General features: G+C 49.5%; 25 protein-coding genes. 4 read left to right on the forward strand and 21 right to left on the reverse strand.

Going from position 1 to position 23,855, the window contains the following annotated elements:
- Positions 1-95: 95 nt before the first annotated feature.
- The 17 genes from JW499_RS04415 to trxC form a co-directional block, all read right to left on the reverse strand.
- Positions 96-731 (reverse strand): DUF799 domain-containing protein, encoded by a 636-nt coding sequence (locus tag JW499_RS04415; protein ID WP_205209466.1) that lies wholly within the window; start codon positions 729-731, stop codon positions 96-98.
- Positions 731-1,093 carry a DUF4810 domain-containing protein gene (locus tag JW499_RS04420; protein ID WP_245756492.1) on the reverse strand — a complete coding sequence of 121 codons (363 nt, stop codon included), beginning with the start codon at positions 1,091-1,093 and terminating at the stop codon, positions 731-733. Before JW499_RS04420 ends, JW499_RS04415 begins: the two co-directional genes overlap by 1 nt.
- Positions 1,094-1,104: 11 nt before the next feature.
- Entirely contained in the window at positions 1,105-1,791 is a 687-nt protein-coding gene (locus tag JW499_RS04425; protein WP_205209467.1) for a CsgG/HfaB family protein, read from the reverse strand.
- Positions 1,792-1,940: 149 nt separating this feature from the next.
- The gene (locus tag JW499_RS04430; protein WP_205209468.1) at positions 1,941-2,366 is read right to left on the reverse strand and encodes a F0F1 ATP synthase subunit epsilon; all 426 of its coding nucleotides are present in this window, start codon (positions 2,364-2,366) and stop codon (positions 1,941-1,943) included.
- A 35-nt stretch (positions 2,367-2,401) separates the two neighbouring features.
- Positions 2,402-3,778, reverse strand: coding sequence for a F0F1 ATP synthase subunit beta (gene atpD / locus JW499_RS04435; protein ID WP_091354157.1), 1,377 nt, complete (start codon positions 3,776-3,778; stop codon positions 2,402-2,404).
- Positions 3,779-3,815: 37 nt separating this feature from the next.
- On the reverse strand, positions 3,816-4,679 hold the full coding sequence (gene atpG, locus JW499_RS04440; protein ID WP_205209469.1) for a F0F1 ATP synthase subunit gamma: 864 nt from the start codon (positions 4,677-4,679) through the stop codon (positions 3,816-3,818).
- Between the two features lie 74 nt (positions 4,680-4,753).
- Positions 4,754-6,298, reverse strand: a complete 1,545-nt coding sequence (gene atpA / locus JW499_RS04445; protein WP_205209470.1) for a F0F1 ATP synthase subunit alpha — start codon at positions 6,296-6,298, stop codon at positions 4,754-4,756.
- 15 nt (positions 6,299-6,313) lie between these two features.
- The gene (locus JW499_RS04450; protein ID WP_091354164.1) at positions 6,314-6,853 is read right to left on the reverse strand and encodes a F0F1 ATP synthase subunit delta; all 540 of its coding nucleotides are present in this window, start codon (positions 6,851-6,853) and stop codon (positions 6,314-6,316) included.
- 12 nt (positions 6,854-6,865) lie between these two features.
- Positions 6,866-7,336 carry a F0F1 ATP synthase subunit B gene (locus JW499_RS04455; protein WP_091354167.1) on the reverse strand — a complete coding sequence of 157 codons (471 nt, stop codon included), beginning with the start codon at positions 7,334-7,336 and terminating at the stop codon, positions 6,866-6,868.
- A 63-nt stretch (positions 7,337-7,399) separates the two neighbouring features.
- Entirely contained in the window at positions 7,400-7,624 is a 225-nt protein-coding gene (gene atpE / locus JW499_RS04460) for a F0F1 ATP synthase subunit C (protein ID WP_425424959.1), read from the reverse strand.
- An 83-nt stretch (positions 7,625-7,707) separates the two neighbouring features.
- On the reverse strand, positions 7,708-8,550 hold the full coding sequence (atpB, locus tag JW499_RS04465; RefSeq protein WP_091354173.1) for a F0F1 ATP synthase subunit A: 843 nt from the start codon (positions 8,548-8,550) through the stop codon (positions 7,708-7,710).
- Positions 8,551-8,565: 15 nt separating this feature from the next.
- Positions 8,566-8,982, reverse strand: a complete 417-nt coding sequence (locus JW499_RS04470) for an ATP synthase subunit I (RefSeq protein ID WP_205209471.1) — start codon at positions 8,980-8,982, stop codon at positions 8,566-8,568.
- Between the two features lie 207 nt (positions 8,983-9,189).
- Positions 9,190-10,071: a ParB/RepB/Spo0J family partition protein gene (locus JW499_RS04475; protein WP_205209472.1), complete on the reverse strand. Its 882-nt coding sequence runs from the start codon at positions 10,069-10,071 to the stop codon at positions 9,190-9,192.
- A gap of 3 nt (positions 10,072-10,074) precedes the next feature.
- Complete coding sequence (locus tag JW499_RS04480) at positions 10,075-10,878, reverse strand: ParA family protein (protein ID WP_205209473.1); 804 nt, start codon at positions 10,876-10,878, stop codon at positions 10,075-10,077.
- A complete protein-coding gene (gene rsmG / locus JW499_RS04485; protein ID WP_205209474.1) occupies positions 10,875-11,507 on the reverse strand; it encodes a 16S rRNA (guanine(527)-N(7))-methyltransferase RsmG in 633 nt (210 codons plus the stop codon). Before rsmG ends, JW499_RS04480 begins: the two co-directional genes overlap by 4 nt.
- On the reverse strand, positions 11,507-13,396 hold the full coding sequence (gene mnmG, locus JW499_RS04490) for a tRNA uridine-5-carboxymethylaminomethyl(34) synthesis enzyme MnmG (protein WP_205209475.1): 1,890 nt from the start codon (positions 13,394-13,396) through the stop codon (positions 11,507-11,509). Before mnmG ends, rsmG begins: the two co-directional genes overlap by 1 nt.
- A gap of 908 nt (positions 13,397-14,304) precedes the next feature.
- Positions 14,305-14,742: a thioredoxin TrxC gene (gene trxC, locus JW499_RS04495; RefSeq protein WP_205209476.1), complete on the reverse strand. Its 438-nt coding sequence runs from the start codon at positions 14,740-14,742 to the stop codon at positions 14,305-14,307.
- Positions 14,743-14,875: 133 nt separating this feature from the next.
- Here trxC and JW499_RS04500 point away from each other — a divergent pair, with 133 nt between their 5' ends.
- The 3 genes from JW499_RS04500 (at position 14,876) to JW499_RS04510 (ending at position 17,843) form a co-directional block, all read left to right on the forward strand.
- Positions 14,876-15,967 carry a polyamine ABC transporter substrate-binding protein gene (locus JW499_RS04500; protein ID WP_205209477.1) on the forward strand — a complete coding sequence of 364 codons (1,092 nt, stop codon included), beginning with the start codon at positions 14,876-14,878 and terminating at the stop codon, positions 15,965-15,967.
- 79 nt (positions 15,968-16,046) lie between these two features.
- The gene (gene aguB / locus JW499_RS04505) at positions 16,047-16,910 is read left to right on the forward strand and encodes an N-carbamoylputrescine amidase (protein ID WP_205209478.1); all 864 of its coding nucleotides are present in this window, start codon (positions 16,047-16,049) and stop codon (positions 16,908-16,910) included.
- A 90-nt stretch (positions 16,911-17,000) separates the two neighbouring features.
- The gene (locus JW499_RS04510) at positions 17,001-17,843 is read left to right on the forward strand and encodes a helix-turn-helix transcriptional regulator (protein ID WP_205209479.1); all 843 of its coding nucleotides are present in this window, start codon (positions 17,001-17,003) and stop codon (positions 17,841-17,843) included.
- A 5-nt stretch (positions 17,844-17,848) separates the two neighbouring features.
- Here the strand turns inward: JW499_RS04510 and mnmE are convergent, their stop codons facing one another.
- The 4 genes from mnmE to rpmH all read right to left on the reverse strand — a co-directional run bounded on the left by mnmE (position 17,849) and on the right by rpmH (position 21,719).
- Positions 17,849-19,216: a tRNA uridine-5-carboxymethylaminomethyl(34) synthesis GTPase MnmE gene (mnmE, locus tag JW499_RS04515; RefSeq protein WP_205209480.1), complete on the reverse strand. Its 1,368-nt coding sequence runs from the start codon at positions 19,214-19,216 to the stop codon at positions 17,849-17,851.
- A gap of 268 nt (positions 19,217-19,484) precedes the next feature.
- Positions 19,485-21,155 carry a membrane protein insertase YidC gene (yidC, locus tag JW499_RS04520; RefSeq protein WP_205209481.1) on the reverse strand — a complete coding sequence of 557 codons (1,671 nt, stop codon included), beginning with the start codon at positions 21,153-21,155 and terminating at the stop codon, positions 19,485-19,487.
- Positions 21,156-21,182: 27 nt separating this feature from the next.
- Positions 21,183-21,560 (reverse strand): ribonuclease P protein component, encoded by a 378-nt coding sequence (gene rnpA / locus JW499_RS04525; RefSeq protein ID WP_091354201.1) that lies wholly within the window; start codon positions 21,558-21,560, stop codon positions 21,183-21,185.
- Positions 21,561-21,584: 24 nt separating this feature from the next.
- Positions 21,585-21,719: a 50S ribosomal protein L34 gene (rpmH, locus tag JW499_RS04530; RefSeq protein ID WP_091354204.1), complete on the reverse strand. Its 135-nt coding sequence runs from the start codon at positions 21,717-21,719 to the stop codon at positions 21,585-21,587.
- A gap of 520 nt (positions 21,720-22,239) precedes the next feature.
- On the opposite strand from rpmH, the gene dnaA reads away from it, so the two are divergent.
- Positions 22,240-23,838 carry a chromosomal replication initiator protein DnaA gene (dnaA, locus tag JW499_RS04535; RefSeq protein ID WP_205209482.1) on the forward strand — a complete coding sequence of 533 codons (1,599 nt, stop codon included), beginning with the start codon at positions 22,240-22,242 and terminating at the stop codon, positions 23,836-23,838.
- Positions 23,839-23,855: the final 17 nt, after the last annotated feature.

Raw genomic sequence — 23,855 nt, forward strand, 5'->3', positions numbered from 1 at the left:
TGCTGCGATACGGAGAATTTTCTTCTCAATCGCTGCTGGAAGCAGACCTTCACCATTCAGGTGTTACTTCCAGTAGCGATAGAGTCGCTTTACAACTACTTAGCCCGGTACGGGCCATTAAGCAGCCCCCGTCCCTGGTTGTTAATTGCGATATTATTGGCTGTCCGGGCAACCCCGGGGGTCGGATCGACAATCGTGCCAACCACCTGATCCACCACAGCCTGCACCAGCATACCGACCAGGCCACCACCGTTATCCCCGGAGCCCTGAGCGTAGGAAACCTGAGTGTCCCACAGGGTCTTGCCGGTTTTGGCATCCACAAGCTTCATATTCGCTTTAACAACGGTGGTTGAAGAGAGGATCTCATACTTCTGTCCCCAGTCTTCAATCACCACATAAAGGATGGCATCCGGATTAAGGTGCTCGGCAAATTTTTCCAGCGGTACATCGTGCATATCAGCCGGTGATTGCAATCCATTTTCCTGCAGAAACTGATTGATCACTGCAACCGGAAACACATAGTAGCCTTTTTCTGCCAGTGGTCTCGATAACGTCGACAGATAGATATTCGACGCATTGATCTCAATGGAGTTATTCATCGGTGGAATCACCAGAATAGAACGGGGCTTGCTGGCTTCAAGGGCAGCATAATCATAACGCTCCTGGGTTGCACAACCGCTGCTGAGCAGCACCAGCAGTATAAACGATGCAGATACAATAGAACGTAGCATCACTGATTAACTCCCTGTTTCTGATTCTTCAGCAGTGTATCAACCAGGGCGGTTGCCTCGGGATAGATTGCTTTCTCTTTCAATAACGCTTGCTGAGCCAGTCCTGCTTTACCTTCGGCGGCGTACATCATCCCCAGATGGGCATATAACCCCGGAGGCACTTTTTTACCCAGCGCATCTGACTTTTGAATATCCTCCTCCAGTTTAGTGATCTGCAATGCCGCCGGGGCATTACCGGGTTCAACATACATCTCGTAAATCATCGCTTCGTATGATCCCCAATAATAGAGGCTGTTGTCCTGGGTGGCACAGCCCCCCAGCAGAACAGTGATACTAACGAACAACAGGGCAAAAATTTTCACTCAAACACTCCTTATTGTTCGATCTTCCAGGTACCGTTCTGCATATCGGTAACCAGATTATTCACCGCTTCCATAATGGCAAAATTCAGCACTTTACCATTCAGCGTTGCGTCATAGCCCGCCGCGCCACCAAAACCGATGACTTCACGGTTTGACAGCTCATATTCACCGGCACCCTGAGTTGAGTAGACGATCTGTGAGGTGACAACATCGACAATATTCAGTGAGACTTTAGCGTAAGCCGTCTGGGTTTTACCTTTGCCGAGGATACCAAACAGCTGCTTGTCGCCGGTGACTTTGCGGCCAAACTCTGTGACATCCCCGGTAACAACATAACGTGCCCCCTGAATTTTCTGCTTCACACCACTCAGGCCAGCCTCTTGTTTGAGATCAGCCATACTCTGGCGATCAACAACATTAAAACGGTTGGTTTGTTGCAGATGCGTTTTGAGGATAGTTTGTGCCTGATTACCCAGCCGGTTGTTATCGGCTGAGAACATCCCCTGCAGGTAGTTAGAACGGTTATCAAAATTACCCACCACCAGTGTGGTGCGCGGCCCCTGATAAGTTGCGCGATAGGTTTCGACTTTCTGTGGCTCAATTTCCCGATGACTCTCTGTGGCACAGCCGGTTACTAAAACGGCGGTGCAGAGAACAACAGCAGATTTTACAGCCAGTCCTTTGTGTTTAAAAAACATACAATCAATCCTTTTTAAATTCATCTGCAGCAGGCAGCGAAATGTGCTTCAGATCGGATAATGACAGAGGTTAATTGTCCTCCCTCAAAACCAAAAAAAACAGCCCGGAGGCTGTTTTTTTATTCGAGTAGCAGTTCAGTAAGAAAGAATTATTTACCCATCTTCTTACGAATCTGCTGAATAGTACGCAGTTGTGCTGCAGCTTCGGCCAGTTGAGCAGTCGCACGGGAAAAATCCAGTTCGCTGCTCTTATCAGCCATCACATGTTCAGCATGCTTCTTCGCTTCCTCAGCGGCCGCTTCGTTGATATCACCCGCACGCAGTGCAACGTCCGCTAGGACAGAGACCTTGTGTGGCTGAACTTCAATGAAGCCACCGGAAACGTAGAAAATCTCCTGCTCACCACCCTGTTTCTTTAGCTCTACAGGACCTGGTTTCAGTTCCGACAGAAGCGGAGCGTGACCCGGGTAAATACCCAGATCACCCAGGCTACCTGTCACTGAAACGAACTCGATAAGACCAGAGAAGATCTCTTCTTCAGCACTTACGATGTCACAATGAACAGTCATAGCCATGTTGTTATCCTTTTTAAAAGGTTAACTAAGCGCACTTACATGCTCTTAGCTTTTTCAACCACTTCGTCGATACCGCCAACCATGTAGAACGCTTGCTCTGGCAGATCATCATAATCACCGGCCAGGATACCCTTAAAGCCTGCGATAGTGTCTTTCAGAGAAACGTACTTACCTGGAGAACCGGTAAATACTTCAGCTACGAAGAACGGCTGAGACAGGAATCGCTGAATCTTACGAGCACGGGTTACTACCAGCTTATCTTCTTCAGACAGCTCGTCCATACCCAGAATCGCGATGATGTCTTTCAGCTCTTTGTAGCGCTGCAGTACACCCTGCACCTGACGGGCAGTGTCGTAGTGATCCTGACCAATAACCAGTGGATCCAGCTGACGAGAGGTGGAGTCCAGCGGATCTACCGCAGGGTAGATACCCAGCTCGGCGATCTGACGAGACAGTACGACTGTCGCATCCAGGTGCGAGAAGGTGGTTGCTGGTGATGGATCGGTCAAGTCATCCGCAGGTACGTATACCGCCTGGATAGACGTGATAGAACCGGTCTTGGTAGAGGTGATACGCTCTTGCAGAACACCCATCTCTTCCGCCAGAGTTGGCTGGTAACCTACCGCTGAAGGCATACGACCCAGCAGTGCAGATACCTCGGTTCCCGCCAGGGTGTAACGGTAGATGTTGTCAACGAACAACAGTACGTCACGACCTTCGTCACGGAACTTTTCAGCCATGGTCAGACCGGTCAGCGCTACACGCAGACGGTTACCAGGAGGCTCGTTCATCTGACCGTATACCAGAGATACTTTATCCAGTACGTTGGATTCTTTCATCTCGTAGTAGAAGTCGTTACCCTCACGAGTACGCTCACCTACACCCGCGAATACGGAGAAGCCTGAGTGCTCGATCGCGATGTTACGGATCAGTTCCATCATGTTTACGGTTTTACCTACACCGGCACCACCGAACAGACCAACTTTACCACCCTTCGCAAATGGGCAAACCAGATCGATTACCTTGATGCCGGTTTCCAGCAGCTCGTTAGAAGCTGCCTGCTCAGCATAGGAAGGTGCAGAACGGTGAATAGGCATACGCTCTTCTTCGCCGATAGGTCCACACTCATCGATTGGGTTACCCAATACATCCATGATGCGACCCAGTGTTGCTGTACCCACAGGCACAGACACTGGCGCACCAGTATTAACTACTGTCAGACCACGGCTTACGCCTTCGGTCTGACCCATAGCGATTGCACGTACCACACCATCACCCAGCTGCTGCTGAACTTCAAGTGTCAGGCCTTTGGCCTCAACAGTCAGTGCATCATAGATCTTCGGTACACTGTCACGTGGAAACTCCACGTCGACAACTGCGCCGATAATCTGAACAATACGTCCGCTACTCATGTTCGGATCCTCTTAACATTTAAACCTGTTAACTGCCTTATACAGCAGCAGCACCACTTACGATCTCAGAGATTTCCTGAGTAATCGCAGCCTGACGAGCTTTGTTGTAAACCATTTGGAGCTCATCGATAAGATCGCCGGCGTTGTCTGTTGCGTTCTTCATCGCCAGCATTCGTGCTGCCTGTTCACAGGCATTGTTCTCAACCACGGCCTGATAGACCAGGGACTCAATGTAACGAACCAGTAAGCCGTTCAACAGCTCGCGTGCATCGGGTTCGTAGATATAATCCCAGTGATGGTTAAGACGGTCATCATCGTCTTCTGCTTTCAGCGGAAGAATCTGCTCTACCTGTGGCTTCTGCGTCATGGTATTTACGAAATCGTTAGATACCACATACAGCATATCCAGCTTGCCTTCATCGTAAGCATCCAGCATCACCTTAACGGTACCGATCAGCTCAGCTGCTTCAGGCTTATCGCCCAGACCAGATTTTGCTGCGGTTACATTACCGCCAAATGTTTTAAAGAAGCTTACAGACTTGGAGCCCAGAGCACAGATATCGATCTCGATATTTGCGTCTTTAAACTCTTTCATCTTGGCAAGTGCTGCCTTGAACGCATTAATGTTCAAGCCACCGCAGAGACCACGGTCGGTTGCGACAACAATGAAACCGACACGCTTTACTTCGCGCTGTTGCAGATACAGATGCTTATATTCAGGGTTGGATTTCGCCAGGTGCTGAATCACGCCACGGATAATCCGGGCGTAAGGACGGCTTTCCTGCATGCGATCCTGAGCTTTACGCATTTTAGATGCAGCCACCATTTCCATAGCGCTGGTAATCTTACGTGTGCCCTGAATACTGGCTATCTGCGTCTTTATCTCTTTTCCGGCTGCCATAGTTCCACCTATTAAACCTTTACTTAGTTCAGGTCTGCATAATCACTTATGCAGACCTCCACTCAAATGAGCTGTTACCAAGTTTGGGTAGATTTGAACTTTTCGATACCAGCCTTGAACTGAGACGCGATCTCGTCATTGTAGTCGCCACTGTCATTGATCTTAGCCATTACATCAGCGTACTCGCTGTTGAAGTAAGAGATCAGGGCTGCTTCAAAATCAAGGATCTTGTTCAGGTCGATATCGTTCAGGAAGCCTTCGTTAGCAGCGTACAGACTCAGACCCATGTCTGCGACAGACATTGGTGAGTACTGCTTCTGCTTCATCAGCTCGGTTACGCGCTGACCATGCTCAAGCTGAGCACGGGTTGCATCGTCCAGATCAGATGCGAACTGAGCGAATGCCGCCAGTTCACGGTACTGAGCCAGAGCCAGACGTACACCACCACCCAGCTTCTTGATGACCTTAGTCTGCGCTGCACCACCTACACGGGATACAGACAGACCAGCGTTGATCGCCGGACGGATACCTGAGTTAAACAGGTCCGCTTCCAGGAAGATCTGACCATCGGTGATGGAGATAACGTTGGTTGGTACGAATGCAGATACGTCACCACCCTGTGTTTCGATTACTGGCAGTGCAGTCAGGGAACCAGTCTGGCCCTTAACTTCGCCGTTAGTAAACTTCTCAACATAGGTTGGGTTAACGCGCGCAGCACGTTCCAGCAGACGTGAGTGAAGATAGAATACGTCACCCGGGTATGCTTCACGGCCCGGTGGGCGGCGCAGCAGCAGGGAGATCTGACGGTAAGCCCAGGCCTGTTTAGTCAGGTCATCGTATACGATCAGAGCGTCTTCACCGCGGTCACGGTAGTATTCACCCATAGAACAACCAGCATAAGGTGCCAGGAACTGCATCGCTGCAGGATCGGCTGCACCGGCTGCGACAACGATGGTGTGCTCCATCGCGCCATGCTCTTCCAGCTTACGTACAACGTTAGCAATAGTGGACTGCTTCTGTCCGATTGCTACGTAGATACACTTAACACCGGTACCTTTCTGGTTGATGATAGCGTCAATCGCGATCGCAGTCTTACCGATCTGACGGTCACCGATAATCAGCTCACGCTGACCACGGCCGATTGGCACCATCGCATCAATAGATTTCAGACCAGTCTGTACTGGCTGATCAACTGATTGACGCTCGATTACACCGGGTGCAACCTTTTCAACAGGGTCAGTCAGTTTAGTTTCAATCGGGCCTTTACCGTCGATCGGGTTACCCAGGGCGTCTACGACACGACCCTGCAGTTCCGGACCAACAGGTACTTCCAGGATGCGGCCGGTACAACGCGCGGTCATACCTTCTACCAGACCCTGATAGTCACCCAGTACTACAGCACCTACAGAGTCACGCTCAAGGTTGAGCGCCATACCGTAGATACCGCCGGGGAATTCGATCATCTCCCCGTACATTACGTCAGCCAGGCCGTGAATCAGGATGATACCGTCAGAAACGCTGACGATAGTACCTTCATTACGGGCTTCAGAAGAGACATCAAGTTTCTCGATGCGGCTCTTAAGAATCTCGCTGATCTCAGATGGATTCAGTTGCTGCATGTTTAATCCTCACACTCAGGAGTTCATTGCTTCGGCTAGCTTAGCCAGTCGAGCACGAATAGAGCCGTCGATAACCATATCGTCGGTTCGAACGATCACACCACCAATAATGGACTTGTCCACCTCGGTAGTCAGACTCACTTCGCGGCCCAGCTTGGAGCTCAGTGCCTGAGTTAATTTTTGTTGCTGCTGCTCGCCCAGATCAAAGGCAGTTGTCACACTTACCTCAACAGAATGCTGCTGATTGGCTTTCAACTGTTCAAACTGCGCAGAGATCTCTGGTAACAAAGCCAGACGCTGATTTTCGGCCAGCAAAGAGATAAAGTTCTTTGCCGACGGATCTGCCATCTGTTCTTCACAGACGGTAATCATTGCATCAGCTTTCTGTTCGCTGGTCAGTCCGGGATTACCCAGAACCAGTTTCATCGTCTCATGCTGCGCCACTGCAGTTGCAGTTGTCAGCATATCAGACCACTGGTCCAGGTTTCCCTTAGCCACAGCGTGCTCGAAAGCGGCTTTGGTATAAGGTCGAGCGACTGTATTGAGTTCAGCCATCGTAAACCTCGCTTAAAGCTCAGCAGCTAGTTTTTCAACAAGCTGAGCGTGCGCGTTAGCGTCAACAGACGCTTCAAGAATTTTCTCAGCACCGGCTACTACAAGAGCAGCAACTTCAGCGCGCAGAACTTCTTTGGCACGGTTTGCTTCCTGATCGATTTCAGCCTGAGCAGCCGTTACAAGGCGGGTAGCCTCTTCACGTGCTTTCTCTTTTGCTTCATCAACGATCTGGTTAGCTCGCTTATTAGCCTGTTCAATGATGGCGGCTGCTTCTTCCTTGCTCTTACGCATATCGGCCATGGCTTTTTCCTGAGCCAGTTCCAAGTCGCGTTGAGCACGGTCTGCAGCGTCCAGACCTTCTGCAATTTTCTTCTTACGTTCTGCCAGCGCACCAGTAATTGGTGGCCAGACATATTTCATACAAAATACAACGAAGAAGGCAAATGCAATGATCTGACCAAAGATGGTTAGATTGATATTCACGCCATTACCTCTCGCGGTTGTCTTAAAAAGTAGTTACCCATAAAGGGACGTATGTAGCTCTACTTATGCAACAGCGAACAGTACGTACAGACCCAGACCAACACCGATCATAGGTACGGCGTCAACCAGACCCATTACGATGAAGAATTGAGTACGTAGCAGTGGGATCAGCTCAGGCTGACGTGCAGCACCTTCAAGGAACTTACCACCCAGGATGCCGATACCTACAGCGGCGCCTACAGCACCCAGACCCATCATCAGTGCACCAGCGATGTACAGCAATGCCATTTCCATCAGTTTTTCTCCGATATTTAATTGCTAAAGTTTAAGTTTAAAAAGAAATCGTTTAATTATTCAGTTATTACAACTACTTAGTGGTCTTCATGCGCCATGGCCAGATAGACAATCGTCAGAACCATGAAGATGAACGCCTGCAGCGTAATTACCAGAATGTGGAAGATCGCCCATGGCACTGACAACAGCCATTGCGCCCAGAACGGCAGCAGAGCGATCAGGATAAAGATCATCTCACCTGCATACATGTTACCGAACAGTCGCAACGCCAGTGATACTGGCTTCGCCAGCAGGCCTACGATCTCCAGGAACAAGTTGAACGGCAGCATCCATTTACCCAGCGGCTGAAATGCCAGCTCACCCAGGAAACCACCAATACCTTTCATTTTGATGCTGTAGTACAGAATCAGACCAAACACCGCAATCGCCATCCCCAGGGTTGCGTTGATATCGGTAGTCGGTACGACCTTCATATAGACGTGATGTGGATCCGCGCCGAACGCTTCACCGATCTTCTGAGTCAGGAACGGAATCCAGTCAACTGGCACCAGGTCCATGGTGTTCATCAGGAAGACCCAGACAAAAATGGTCAGTGCCAGCGGGGCAATCAACGCATTTTTGTAGTGGAAGATACTGCTAACGTTATCCTCGATAAACTCGATGATCACTTCAACAAAGTTCTGAGTGCTGCCTGGCACACCGGAAGTTACTGATTTAGCAACTTTACGGAACATCCAGATAAAAAACAGGCCCAGACCTACAGACCACAGCATGGTATCAACGTGAATTGCCCAAAATCCCATCGCAGCAGCATCTTCAGCGGTATGGGCAAAGCCCAGTCCGTGTTCAGGATGCACACCAAACGTCCAGTTCGTCAGGTGGTGGGATATGTAGGCTGAGGAAGTCATTTCGCTAGCCATTACTATCTCTCTCATTCAAAGTTTTAAGAAACTGTTATTCAGCCTCAGCTGGGCAATAAAACCCGTCAGCTGAAGCCATATATAAGTGCCAAATAGGGAAAATGGATTCAGAGGTTGAATCAGGATAAACACCGCAATAAAGAGTGCGATGGATAAGCCCATTTTCCATATTTCACTCGTATACAGCTGCCGGATAACAGCGCCAGGAGTACTTTTTGTCTGTTGCACAACCAGCGCACGATAGACAAACACATAGCCGGGCAGCAAAAATATCAGACCACCACAGAGGGATGACCAGGCCGCACTCAGGCTATGCAGAAGTAAAACTCCCGCAATTATTACTAAACTAACTACTTGAATCAGGAAGACTTTCCTAAACTGCTGCAAGGCGATACGAGTATGAACGCCAGGTTTCCGGTGCCCTTTTCTCATATAAATACAGCCTCAGTTTCCCTTCATCTGCGTAAAAAAACCGTAAACACGTCCTTTCACAGCCAGCGCATTATAGGGGCTTAATGCATCAGCTTCAACACGATTCAGGCCGATTTGCACTTTTGTATTAGACCTGCAGAGTGGAAGAACTAAGTAAATACCCTAGTAGCGGTATCTGCAGCGATCTCTCGCTGCAAAAAAACCTAATTATTGTAGGGCTTTAAGGATCGCTTCAAATTTTTCCCGGTTTTCATAGGCGATAGTGATTTTCCCCTTACCGGCAGCATTTTCGCTGATGGATACTTTGCTGTTCAGCCTGCTGGAAAGCGAATCAGACAGATCTTTAAGCAGCGGGTCCGGTTTCTTAGGCGCTTTTGCAGGCTCATTCTTTTTCTGCTGCAGCTTGCGCACCAGATCTTCGGTCTGCCGCACAGACATATTTTTACCCACCACCTCTTTGGCAGCAATAATCTGATCCGGGCCATCCATACCCAGTAATGCCCGGGCGTGACCCATCTCAAGATCGCCATACTCAAGCATCTTTTTCACCTCATCGGTGAGATGCATCAGACGCAGCAGATTAGTAACCGAAGAGCGGGATTTACCCACCGCATCAGCGACCTCCTGCTGAGTCAGTTCAAATTCAATTTTCAGACGATCCAGCGCGATCGCTTCCTCCATCGGGTTGAGATTTTCCCGCTGAATATTTTCGATCAGCGCCATCGCAATCGCCGCTTCATCGGGGACATCACGGATAACGGCAGGAATCTCGTCCAGGCCGGCCATCTGACTGGCCCGCCAGCGACGTTCACCGGCAATAATCTCATACAGATTTTCACCCACCGGACGCACCACGATGGGCTGCATCACCCCCTGGGCTCTGATGGAGTTTGCCAGCTCTTCCAGTGCCTGAGGTTCAAGATCCCGACGGGGCTGGTATTTACCCCGCTGAATCTGATCAATCGGCATCAGCCGATAGCCATCGCCACCTTCCAGCTTCGCCTCGGTTACAGCGTCCTCTGCAAATTTAGTACTGGTTGATAACAGTGCATCCAGCCCCCGCCCTAAACCACGCTTTTTAACCGCCATCGATCAGCCTTCCTGTTCCTGTTTGTCTGCCTGTTTATCATTCTGAGCCGATCTGCGAATCAGCTCCCCCGCTAACGCCAGATAGGCCACCGACCCCCGGGAGTTTTTATCATACATCAGTGCCGGTAGCCCATGACTGGGAGCTTCCGCCAGACGCACGTTGCGCGGGATCACGGTGCGATACACCTGATCGCCAAAATATTCCACCAGATGGTCAGAGACATCTTTGGTCAGGCTCATACGGGGATCGAACATGGTGCGTAAAATCCCTTCAATCTTTAGTTCAGGATTGAGCCGCTTGTTGATTTTATTGATCGTCCCTACCAGCGCACTGATCCCCTCCAGCGCATAATACTCACACTGCATCGGAATAATGACACCGCTGGAAGCGGCCAGCGCGTTAACAGTCAGCAGATTCAACGAGGGCGGATTGTCGATCAGTACAAAGTCATACTGATCCTGAACCTTCTCCAGCGCCATTTTCATCCGGAATTCGCGCCGCGGTAGCTGTAAAAGCTCAACTTCAGCCGCGGTCAGATCGCCGTTAGCACCGACGATATCATAGCCCGCGGGGGCATTTCTGATAATCGCCTCTTCCAGGGTTGCTTCACCAATAAGCACTTCATACACGGAGTTTTTCAGGTTGTGCTTATCCACGCCGCTGCCCATGGTAGCGTTGCCCTGAGGATCCATATCAATCATCAGCACCCGCTTCCTGGTGACTGCCAGTGAAGCTGCCAGATTCACGCAGGTCGTGGTTTTACCCACGCCACCTTTCTGGTTAGTGATGGTTAATATTTTGGTCACGTTGAAGTTCTCCCTAACATCAGCAGATGCCGCTCGCCATCGGTGCCCGGTACGGTTAGCCGGATACTCTGACGCAGATTAATCGACTCGGGTAATAACTCAATCTCCTCTTCAGGATACATCCCTTTCATTGCAAGAAAAACACCCGTGTCAGAGCACAGATGTGAAGTCCAGTGAATCATATCCTGTAATGAGGCAAATGCCCTTGATATAACCCCATCAAAAAGGCTATCCGGATGGTATTTTTCCACCCGCTCATGGATTACTTCAATATTTTCCAGCCCCAGCTCCGCTTTAGCCTGAAACTGGAAACGGCTTTTTTTAATATTGCTATCCAGCAGAGTGATCGGCAGATCCGGGCGGCAGATCGCCAGGGGAATCCCCGGCAATCCCGGACCACTGCCAACATCGATCAAACGCTCAACATCGATATAGGGCAGCACGCTGAGACTATCGATCAGATGCCGGCTGATCATCTCTTCGGGAGAACGAACCGCTGTCAGGTTGAATGCCTTATTCCATTTGATCAGCAGTGCATGATATTGCAACAGCTGCTCATACTGCGCATCGCTCAGCTGTAAGCCGATCTGATGGCACTGTTGTTCCAGTAAATTTCGATACTGCAGCATCAAGCCTGAGCCTTTTTATTGGTCATCTGTTTCTTTTTCAGGTGGATCAGCAGCAGCGAGATCGCCGCCGGTGTCATTCCCTGAATCCGTGCCGCCTGGGCGATACTTTCAGGCCGGATCTGCTCCAGCTTGGCGGTCAGTTCATTCGACAGGCCACCTACCGAGGCGTAATCAAAATCAACCGGCAGCAACGTATCCTCCTGCCGGCGAACCTTATCGATATCCTCTTTCTGACGATCGATATAACCGGCATACTTAATCTGAATCTCAACCTGTTCCGCCACCTGGGGATCACTCACCGGTTCACCTTTGAGACCGGCTACCGCGGCATAATTCAGCTCGGGTCGTTTCACCAGATCCTGCAGATTGTACTCCCGGCTAATCGGTTGCTGCAGCTGCGCATTGAGCAGCTCCGCTGCAGCACTACCCGGCTGAATCCAGGTCTCTTTAAGACGCTGATTCTCAAGTTCAATCGCTTCGCGCTTATCGCAGAAACGCTGCCAGCGTTCATCACTCACCAGGCCCAGTTCACGCCCCTTCTCTGTCAGACGCAGATCGGCATTATCTTCCCGCAGAATCAGGCGATATTCGGCCCGGCTGGTAAACATACGATAAGGCTCTGAGGTGCCCATGGTGATCAGATCATCCACCAGAACTCCCAGATAGGCTTCATCCCGACGAGGATACCACTGCTCCTTCTCCTGAGCCCGCAAGGCGGCGTTAACACCCGCCAGCAACCCCTGAGCTCCGGCCTCTTCATAGCCAGTGGTACCGTTGATCTGACCGGCAAAATAAAGACCGTTAATCACCTTGGTTTCCAGGGTGTGCTTCAGATCCTGCGGATTGAAATAGTCATACTCAATGGCATAGCCAGGACGGGTAATAAAAGCGTTTTCAAAACCCCGGATAGAGCGAACCGCAGCCAGCTGAATATCAAAGGGCAGACTGGTGGAGATGCCATTCGGATACAACTCATGGGTGGTCAGTCCCTCCGGCTCAACAAATACCTGATGGCTGGTTTTATCTGCAAAGCGGACGATCTTATCCTCCACCGAAGGACAGTAGCGCGGGCCAACACCATCGATAACACCGGTATACATCGGCGAACGATCCAGACCTGAACGCAGAATATCATGGGTGCGTTCATTGGTATGGGTAATGAAACAGCTGATCTGACGGGGATGATCCGCCAGAGACCCCATAAACGACATCACCGGTGTCGGGGTATCCCCGGGCTGTTCCTGCATCAGACTGAAATCGACACTGCGGGCATCGATGCGCGGTGGCGTGCCGGTTTTTAAGCGGTCGACCCGTAGCGGCAGTTCCCGCAAACGATCCGCCAGAGCGATCGAGGGCGGATCACCCGCACGTCCGCCAGAGTAATTATCCAGACCAATGTGGATCTTACCACCGAGGAAAGTGCCGACAGTAAGCACAATATTATTGGCAAAGAAGCGCAGACCCGCCTGTGTCACGACCCCTTTGACTGATTCGCCTTCCACAATCAGATCATCCGCTGCCTGCTGGAAAAGTTGCAGATTTGGCTGATTTTCCAGAATTTCACGAATCGCCGCTTTATAGAGAATTCGGTCTGCCTGCGCACGGGTGGCACGTACTGCCGGGCCTTTACGGGAGTTGAGGGTACGGAACTGAATCCCCCCCTTATCGGTGGCAATCGCCATCGCTCCGCCTAACGCATCAATCTCTTTAACCAGATGGCTTTTACCGATACCACCAATTGCCGGATTACAGGACATCTGGCCCAGGGTTTCAATGTTATGGGTTAACAGCAGGGTTTTAACGCCTGTCCGGGCTGCAGCTAACGCAGCTTCAGTACCGGCATGGCCACCACCAATTACAATCACATCAAAGTGGTCAGGATAGTCCACTCACTTAACCTCATTATCTAATTGAAGAGAGCCCGGGTTGTTATGTCTGAAGACAGTGGCTCAGAAAAAGGCGCTAAGTATAAACCTAAGGGGTCAATATAGAAATGGTTAAACTTTGTACACCTTTTAATCGGTTACTTTTTTTTAATCTTTTATATATAAGTTAAATATGTTCTTAAGATATGTTTTTTATTTTTACTTCTATTAATGAGGCAGTGATTTTCAGTTGATAACCATTTTTACTTCTTATTTATCAATATATTAGGTAATACATAAACCTGTTGTATAGCTGCGTTTAACCTCTTAGCAGGGTGTCACAGACCTGTGTGTAACCAGGTCTTTTATGCACAGGCGCTATTATACACAGCTTTGCTAAGCGGTTGTTCCCATACAGTTATACAGTTTATGCACAGGAATTAGTGGATAAATTCTGTTGCCTGGCAGGTTCATCCTGAACATCTCCGTTGTAAAGAATGGTGTGGATACGGCAGATCTATCGTCTGGATAACCGATCTGAAGCGAATCAACCTGATGCTGGACATTTTGGTGCTTCTATACAGGGGGGATCAGCTGTTTAGCCTGCCTGGATCAACAGTGTTATAGCGATGAGCGAATGATGACTCAGTTGCTAAATTTTCAAGTGGCATAAGATAAGCACCGACACTGCACAGTTTATTCGCGGTTAATTCAAAGCTTATCCACAATAAATTGTTAATAAAATTTCCTTTTATTTCGGTATCTCATCGTAAATACTTGAAAAATATAGATATTATTTTATATGTGGATTTTTCATAGATGTTTATAACTACTGCATGTGTGTTGTATACAACGCGCAGCAGTGCTGGGGATAAATTGGCCTGGTTGAGGCTGGAGAGGAAACGGCAGGTTTAGATGAGGAAATCAGGGGGTCAGAGATCAACCCCGTTTTGGTTCAGCCATTGCTTTAGTTGTCCCAGAGGCAGTGCGCCACTGATCCGGGCACTCTCTCTGCCCTGCTTAAACAGAATCAGGGTGGGTATGGAACGGATCTGCAGTTGTGCGGCGATTGCCTGCTCTGCTTCAGTGTCGAGCTTAGCCAGTCTTAGTTTCGGTTCAAACAGTCCGGCAGCCTGTTCAAATACCGGAGTAAACTGCTTGCAGGGGCCGCACCAACTGGCCCAGCAATCAACCAGAACCGGAATATCATTGCGAGTCACCATGTTCTGGTAGTTTGCTGTGGTCAGCTCTACAGGCCTGGCAAGAAACAAGGGTTGCTTGCATTTACCACATTTCGGGCCGTCCTGAAGACGCTCTGCAGGTACTTTGTTGAGGGTCGAGCAACCCGGGCAACTGATATTCAGGGGCATTGATAACACCTTTACTATATCTGTCAGTGATGAATTATAGACAGGAAAATTGTACCACGTAGTGGGGATACCGGGCACTTTCAAATACTTCTAGGCTAAAGATCAAAGTAATCGATGGTAATGGTGATTCATCATGAAAATAACAAAGATCAGTTTAGTCGCAGGCATGGCGTTATGTTTTTCAGGGTTTGCGGCGGCAGAGTCACAAACTCTCAACGTTTATAACTGGTGGGATTATATAAAGCCTGAGGTTATTAAGAACTTCGAAGCTGAAACCGGCATTAAAGTTAACTATGACGTTTATGATTCCAATGAAGCACTTGAAGCGAAACTGATGGCAGGTAACTCAGGGTATGATCTGGTTGTACCATCCGGCTCATTTCTTGAGCGCCAGGCAAAAGCAGGTATTTATCAGGAATTAGACCGATCAAAACTTTCAAACTACAGCAATCTGGATCCGGCACTACTTAAAAAGGCAGCGATCAATGATCCGGGTAACCGGGTGGGTGTCCCTTATGCCTGGGGAACGATAGGACTGGGGTATAACGAAGATATGCTCAGGCAGCGTTTAGGAGACCGGCCATTTAACACCCTCGATCTGATTTTTGATCAGGAGATATCTTCGAAACTAAAGGATTGTGGTATCGCTTTACTGGATTCACCTTCAGAAATAATGGCGATAACTCTAAATTACCTTGGACTTGACCCCAATAGTGAAGACAGAGCAGACCTGAGTAAAGCGACCGATCTGTTCAAAAAAGTGCGCGGGAATATAAAGTATTTTAACTCGGGTAACCTTGTTCAGGATCTGGTTAATGGTGATGTATGCGTGACGATTGGCTATAACGGTGACCTTCTCCGTGCGCAGAAACGAGCAGATGAGGCTGGTATGAAGTCAACCCTGAAATATGCCATTCCAAAAGAGGGTACCATTGCATGGTTTGACCTTGTAGCGATACCTGCTGATAGCACTAACAGCGACGCAGCCCACCAATTCATTAACTACCTTCTGAAACCTGAAAATGCTGCGGATATATCTAACTTCGTCATGTATGCCGTGCCGAACACCCAGGTTGGACCCTTTCTGGATGAGGCAATACGCACCAATCAGGGGATCTATCCTGATGAAGAACTGAAAGCGAATCTTTTCTCACAAAAAGCACATACCGCAAAATTTGATCGCAGGTTAACCAGTGCCTGGACATCTATCAAAACAGGGCGGTGAAGGTTTGTTTATGAATACTGTAAGTCGGTAGCCAGGTTTGGGTGCAGACTTTGAATATCAATGATAAGTGAGAAACAGAATGAGAAAAGTAACAGTGGCAGCGACCCAGATGTCTTGCACATGGGATATTCAGAACAACGTGGCCAAAGCGGAACAACTGGTCAGGCAGGCTGCTCAGCAAGGTGCACAGGTTGTGTTGTTACAGGAACTGTTTGAAACCCCCTATTTCTGTGCTGAACAGCATAGTTGTCACAACGAGCTGGCAAAAACCGTAGAAGAAAGCACGCTCATAGCACATTTCTCTGAACTGGCTAAGGAGTTAGAGGTGGTGTTACCACTCTCTTTTTTCGAGCGTGCGGGAAATACCCGTTTTAACTCTCTGGTGGTTATCGATGCCGATGGATCAGTGAGTGATACCTATCGGAAAATGCATATTCCACAAAACCCGGGTTATGAAGAGAAATACTATTTCAGTCCCGGGGATACCGGATTTATGGTTCATGATACCCGCTATGGCAGGATTGGAGTGGGCATCTGCTGGGATCAATGGTTTCCTGAGGCCGCGCGTATTATGGCTCTTAAGGGAGCAGAGATGATTTTTTATCCCACAGCGATAGGCAGCGAACCATCCGATCCGGATCATAACAGCACCGATCACTGGCGGAATGTGATGAAAGGGCATGCCGCCGCAAATATCCTGCCGGTTATCGCATCCAACCGAACAGGTCAGGAGGCCGAAGGCAATACCCCGATAAAATTCTATGGTTCTTCGTTCATAGCCGATCAGACAGGCGTACTGGTTGCTGATGCTGATAGCGACAGTGAAACGGTTCTGTTATCCAGTTTCGATCTGGATCAGATAGCACAACAGAGGGACAGCTGGGGCTTATTCAGAGACCGCAGACCTGAATATTATGAAGAAATACTCTCTTTTGCTCACTAATAACAACATCCGGGCCGTTAATACGGCCCGTTTTTATCTTCACTGGAACCCTATACTATTAAGGAGAAGTCTATAAATTCAGGAAGCTCAATGCATACGCCGCTGATCAGTAATAAGGAGATAAAAGAGGTTTTTGATCTCAGTGCTAAGGCGGTGGCGGCCATCGGTACAGATGAGTTTCCGGGTTTACTCTGCCAAATCTGTGAATACCTCTCGGCATATGACACTGTCATGGGCTATGCCTTCATTCCTGGTGAACTGCCCCGCCCCCTGTTTAATGATTTCCATAAAAGAGAGATAGAGAACTGCTGGATTCCATACTTTGAGGGAGCTTATCTACTCGACCCTTTTTACGAGTTGTCTAAACAGCGTGTGGATGATGGTTTTTACCATCTCAGAGATATTGCGCCTGATGACTTCTTTGAAAGCGATTACTTTAAAAACTTTTATGTCCCGACCCGGCTACGGGATGAAACCACTCTGATTGTGAATATCAATGAGAGCGTTCAGATCCATCTGTCACTGGGGCTAAGAGATAATCGATCGGCACTGACAACCGATGACCTGCATCGTTTAGACCTGGTTGAATCACTGTTTATATCATTAATCCGAAGTCACTGGCCGGAGATCAGATCAGATCTGTCTCAGGATACCGGGCGGGTTGGAGCTCATCTGGAAAAGGCGTTCCAGTTATTTGGCTCCTCATGCCTGAGTGATCGGGAATGCGAAATTGTCAGGTGTATTCTTCGCGGACACTCCAGTAAATCGATTGCCCGGTTACTGGAGATAAGCCCGGAAACCGTTAAGGTCTATCGTAAACGAATCCACCAGAAACTTGAGATCACCTCTCATGGAGAACTCTTCTCTATCTTTCTGGAGTGTCTTAAAAGTGTGCCTGTCGGTTCGATGGAAGACCCTATTAAGTATCGCTGATCCGATTATTTGCCAATACAGAATGAGCTGAAGATTCGTCCCAGCAGGTCATCCGAACTGAATTCGCCGGTAATCTCACTCAGATGTTGCTGTGCCTGACGCAGGTCTTCGGCCAACAGTTCTCCGGCGCCGCCATAGATCAGCTGTTCCTGGCCCGTGAGGAGTAAACTTTCCGCCCGGTTCAGGGCATCGATATGTCTGCGGCGGGCAAGAAAGCCACCCTCGGTGGTATTAGCATAGCCCATACAGTCTTTCAGATGCTGGCGCAGGTTATCCACACCGATATCCGCTTTGGCCGAGAGAGAGATCAGGGTATGGCCATCATGCTCACCGATAACCGGTTGTTCTGAGGTCAGGTCACACTTATTACGGATCACCGTGATCTTGCTTCTGTCTTCAAGACGGCTGACAAACTCAGGCCAGATCTGTTCCGGGTCATCGGTGGCGGTGGTAGTGCCATCCACCATCAACAGCACCCGGTCGGCTTTCTGAATCTCATCCCAGGCACGGCTGATACCGATCCGCTCAACCTCATCGGGGGCATCCCGAAGCCCTGCCGTATCGATAATATGCAGTGGCATGCCATCGATATGAATATGCTCGCGCAGCACATCCCGGGTGGTACCGGCGATATCGGTGACAATCGCCGACTCTTTCCCGGCCAGCGCGTTCAGCAGGCTGGATTTTCCTGCATTGGGTCGTCCGGCGATCACCACACTCATCCCCTCTCGGATGATACTGCCCTGCCGGGCTTCCTGTTTTACTTCTGCCAGTTTATCGATGATGCGCTGCAGATCACCGGCGACCTTGCCATCGGCGAGAAAGTCGATCTCCTCTTCCGGAAAGTCGATAGCGGCTTCGACATAGATACGCAGTTGAGTCAGCGTTTCAACCAGTTGATGTACGCGTTCTGAAAATGCCCCTTGCAGTGATTTCAGGGCACAGCGGGCGGCTTGCTCTGAACTGGAATCGATCAGATCAGCGATCGCTTCAGCCTGTGTCAGATCCAGCTTATCGTTGAGAAAGGCGCGCTCAGAAAACTCACCGGGATTGGCCAGTCGGGCACCACACTCCACCACTCGTCGCAGGATAAAGTCCATAATGATCGGGCCACCGTGGCCCTGCAGTTCCAGCACATCTTCCCCGGTAAAGGAGTTGGGGCCGGGAAAATAGAGCGCTAACCCCTGATCCAGCTGATTCCTGTCGTTATCAAAGAAAGGGCCGTAGTGGGCGAAACGGGGCTGTGGTACAAACCCCAGAACCTGTTCAGCGATATCACCGGCCAGTTTTCCCGACACCCTGACAATACCCACCCCACCCCGGCCTGGAGGCGTTGCCTGGGCTGCGATAGTATCCTGATCAATCAGAGTCATTAGAACCTCGGAAATTAGTAGATAGCGATTAGGTGGTTAAGATTGGCGGGAGTGTAACATAATCGTTTCGCTCCCGTTATTCATAGCTTGAACGCGACGTTATCACTTGCGGATAAAAAATTGAGCTTGTGTGGGAGCGGCGTCCTCGCCGCGATGATATGGGGCTGTTTCAGTTAATCGCCGCGAGGGCGCGCCTCCTACAAAAACGTGTCGACACACTAAAACAAAAAAGGCCTCATCAGAGGCCTTTTTCTAGGTTGGTGAAGGCTTACTTACTGCCTTCAGCTTCTATCTGCTTGTTGATTATATACTGCTGTGTAATCGACAGAATGTTGTTCACCAGCCAGTACAGTACCAGACCAGCCGGGAACCAGAGGAAGAAGAAGGTGAAGACGATTGGCAGCATCTTCATAATCTTCGCCTGCATCGGATCGGGAGGTGTCGGGTTCAGCAGCTGCTGAATAAACATGGTTGCCCCCATCAGGATTGGCAGCATGAAGTAGGGGTCCATCACTGACAGGTCATTGATCCAGAGTGCAAAGGGAGCATGACGCAGTTCAACGGATTCCATCAGCGTCCAGTACAGGGCGATAAAGATTGGCATCTGCGCCACAATCGGCAGACAGCCACCCAGCGGGTTGATCTTCTCTTTCTTGTACAGCTCCATCATCGCCTGAGACATCTTCTGACGGTCATCACCGTAGAGCTCTTTCAGACGGGTCATCTCCGGGCCAAACTTACGCATCTTAGCCATCGATTTGAACGCCTTCGCATTCACCTGGAACAGCAGCGCTTTAACGATGATGGTAATAAAGATGATGGATACACCCCAGTTACCCACAAAGCTGTGAATCGTTTTCAGCAACCAGGACAGCGGTGAGGCGATGAACCAGAGAATGCCGTAATCAACCGTCAGCTCCAGATTCGGTGCCGCCTGTTCCAGCAGGTCGGTCTCTTTTGGTCCGGCGTAGAAGCCTGCGCTGACGGTTTTTGTTTCGCCAGGTGCAACAGAAAACTCAGGTGCGACAAAACTGGCAATATAGTTACCGTTGCTTACCCGGCTGCTATAGTTATTTTCCTGATCCGCCGCTGGAATCCAGGCACTGAGGAAATAGTGCTGGGACATCGCGACCCAGCCACCTATGCTGGTTTTCTTAACGTTGGTTTCATCCAGCTTTTTGAACGCAAATTTGTCGTAGTGTTCATCCGCGGTAGAGAACACGGCACCCAGAAACGCCTGCATCCCCATACTGGTGGTTTGCGAAGGGTCTTTTGAACCGTCACGCTTAATCTGACCAAACAGCTTAGCCTGCCATACTTCAGCAGAGCCGTTGTTGATCAGGAAATCCTGTTCAATTTTGTAGCTACCCTTGGTAAAAACGAAACGCTTGGTGACTACAACACCGTCTTCACCGCTATGCACCAGATCAACGGTCAGTTTGTCGCCTTCCATCTGATAGCTGTTTTTGGCTGTGGTGTATTGTGGCCGCCCCTCTTTTTTAGCGTCGAGGCCATCTTTACCGATCAGACCACTCTGAGATACATAGGTACGATTGCCATTTTCCAGCAACACGAAGGGTTTATCATCGTTCAGCGCTGCTTTGTGTTTTGGCAGCGTCAACTGGATGATATCGCCACCCTTAGTATCGATCAGCAGCTCCAGAACATCGGTTTTAACAGAGATCAGCTGTTGCTGTGCGGTTGTCGCAACGGCCTGAGCTTCCGGCAGATCGTTGTTAGCCGCCGCTTCAGTAGTTGTCGCTGGAGGCAGATCACCTGCTTGCGAAGCCGCAGTTTCGTTACTGGACTGATAGGCTGAAACAGACCCGGGCTGGGCAACCGCTACCGGCTGAGCACCGTAGTCCTGGTTCCATTGAAGCACCAGCATATAGGAGATAATTGCCAGTGCTGCGATCAATATAATGCGCTGTACATCCATGGTTTCTGGACCATTCAGTTATAAGTTTTAAGTTGATTTGTCAGATTTTGCCTTGGCTCGGCCAATCAGGCGGTTCCAGCTCTTATTAATAAGGGCGTGAACGTTGCTGTTTTCGATATCTCCCAGACCCTGTCTGGCCAGAATAACGATATCGACATTAGGCAGCTTATGCTGATTAAGACGGAAAGACTCGCGAATGATACGCCGAACGCGGTTACGATTAACAGCTAAACGGATATTTTTTTTGGAGAAGACAAAGCCGACACGGGGATGATCGAGATCGTTTGGACGGGCAAGGATCAACAGATGTTTATCTGACACCTTGAGGCTGGCTCGGCTGAATACCTGTTTAAAATCCCCGCCAGTTAAAAGTCTTAACTGACGGGGATAGCTGAATTCATTCATTCAGAGAGCCTGACAGGCAAAAAATTATGCTGACAGACGCTTACGGCCTTTAGCACGACGACGGTTGATAACAGCACGGCCGTTCTTAGTTGCCATACGTGCACGGAAACCGTGAGTGCGTTTACGCTTCAGGTTGCTTGGTTGAAATGTTCTTTTCATTGGTCAGTCCTACTAACATACAGTGTGGTGGTATCAGTAAGGTTGGCTGAATCCCACGGTCAAAAACAGACGCGAAATTGTAGAGAAAAGATATCCGCTTTGCAAACAATTCCTGACATCAATCATAAAAAAGCTGTGACGATCTTTTTCAGGCAGATAATAAAGCCGTTTCTGGCCTTTGTAACATTATTCCCAGACGTTATTTTCAGATATGCACAATATTCTGTTATTAACTCGTATTAAATCATTAAAAACAGATAGATACTCTGTTGATAGGTCTGAATATTAACTGTTTTTAAAGTATGGATAGTTTTTTGCAGCGCCCCGCTGTTTCCCTCGCAAACTGTGGAATCTTTGCTAATTATTTGAAAAATCAGCAGAAAAGAATTAGCAACAGATTGCGTCTAACTGTGGATAAGCGGGCGTTTAAAGGGTATTATCTGCTATTATTTATTACGTTTACGGTCTTGTTCTCGGTCACTCAACAGCAGTGAAAACAGAGGATGTTTAAGGATTAGCTATGTCGGCTGAGTTGTGGGAACAGTGTCTTCAGAATCTTCAGGATGAGTTCCCCTCCCAACAATACAATACCTGGATCAGGCCTCTGAAAGTGTCGCCAGAGTCGGATACCGGGCTGGTTCTGCTGGCACCGAACCGGTTTGTTAAGGACTGGGTGAGCGATAAATACCTTAACCGCATTCGTGAGATCGTCAACACGGTCAGTGGTGATATCGCTGCCAAAGTCAGTATCGATATTGCAGGCCGCGCCAATGGTTTCTCTCAGCGCCCTGCCCGCCCTGCACCACCGCCCGCGCCGGCTCGTCGTCCGGCCAATCGCTTCGATGATTCCGGGTCGTTCTCCTCTGGCTATGATAATCAGGACAACTTTGATTCTCAGAACAGTTTTGATTCCCAGAACAGCTTTGATAATCGGCCTCAGACTGCTTCACGGCCTCAACCGGTGGAAGAAAATGCTCCGCAGCAACTGGCAATTGATGACAGCAGCTTTCAGCCGATCAACCACCGTGAAATTATTGTGCCCCCTTCTGCTCAGTCAGGCTCGTCACGCAGTGTCGATGTTGAGGGTAGCGTGCGCCATCAGTCCAATCTGAACCAGTCGTTTACCTTTAACTCCTTTGTTCAGGGTAAGTCCAACCAGCTGGCGCTGGCGGCGGCTCAGCAGGTGGCCGATAACCCCGGTGGTTCGTATAACCCTCTGTTTATCTACGGTGGTGTCGGTCTGGGTAAAACCCACCTGATGCATGCGGTGGGGATGGAGATGTTGCAGCGCAATCCGAAAGCCAAGATTGTCTATCTGCACTCTGAGCGGTTTGTGGCGGACATGGTAAAGGCGCTGCAACTGAATGCGATCAATGACTTCAAGCGTTATTACCGTTCAGTGGATGCATTGCTGATCGATGATATTCAGTTTTTTGCCGGTAAGGAGCGTTCTCAGGAGGAGTTTTTCCACACCTTCAACGCGCTGCTCGAGGGTGGTCAGCAGATGATCCTCACCAGTGACCGCTATCCGAAAGAGATCAACGGTGTTGAGGAGCGGCTGAAATCCCGCTTTGGCTGGGGGCTGACCGTGGCGATTGAACCGCCGGAGCTGGAAACCCGGGTGGCAATTCTGATGAAAAAGGCAGAAGAGGCCCAGGTGCGTCTGCCGGATGACTCCGCTTTCTTCCTGGCGCAGAAGATCCGTTCCAACGTCCGCGAACTTGAAGGGGCGTTGAAACGGGTGATTGCCAATGCCCACTTTACCGGAAATGCGATCACCACACCTTTTATTAAAGAATCACTGAAAGACCTGCTGGCATTGCAGGATAAACAGGTTAGTATTGATAACATTCAGCGGGTTGTAGCCGATTACTATAAGATCAAAGTATCGGACCTGCTTTCGAAACGACGCAGTCGTTCTGTGGCCCGGCCAAGACAGGTCGCTATGAGCCTGTCTAAAGAGCTGACCAATCACAGCTTGCCTGAGATTGGTGATGCTTTTGGTGGACGGGACCACACCACGGTACTGCATGGTTGCCGTAAAGTAGCTTCGCTGCGTGAGACCGATACGGATATAAGAGAGGATTATCAGAATCTGTTGCGTCATCTGACCGCGTAGCAGGCTGATCAATTAAG

Source organism: Amphritea pacifica, assembly GCF_016924145.1.
GTDB lineage: Bacteria > Pseudomonadota > Gammaproteobacteria > Pseudomonadales > Balneatricaceae > Amphritea > Amphritea pacifica.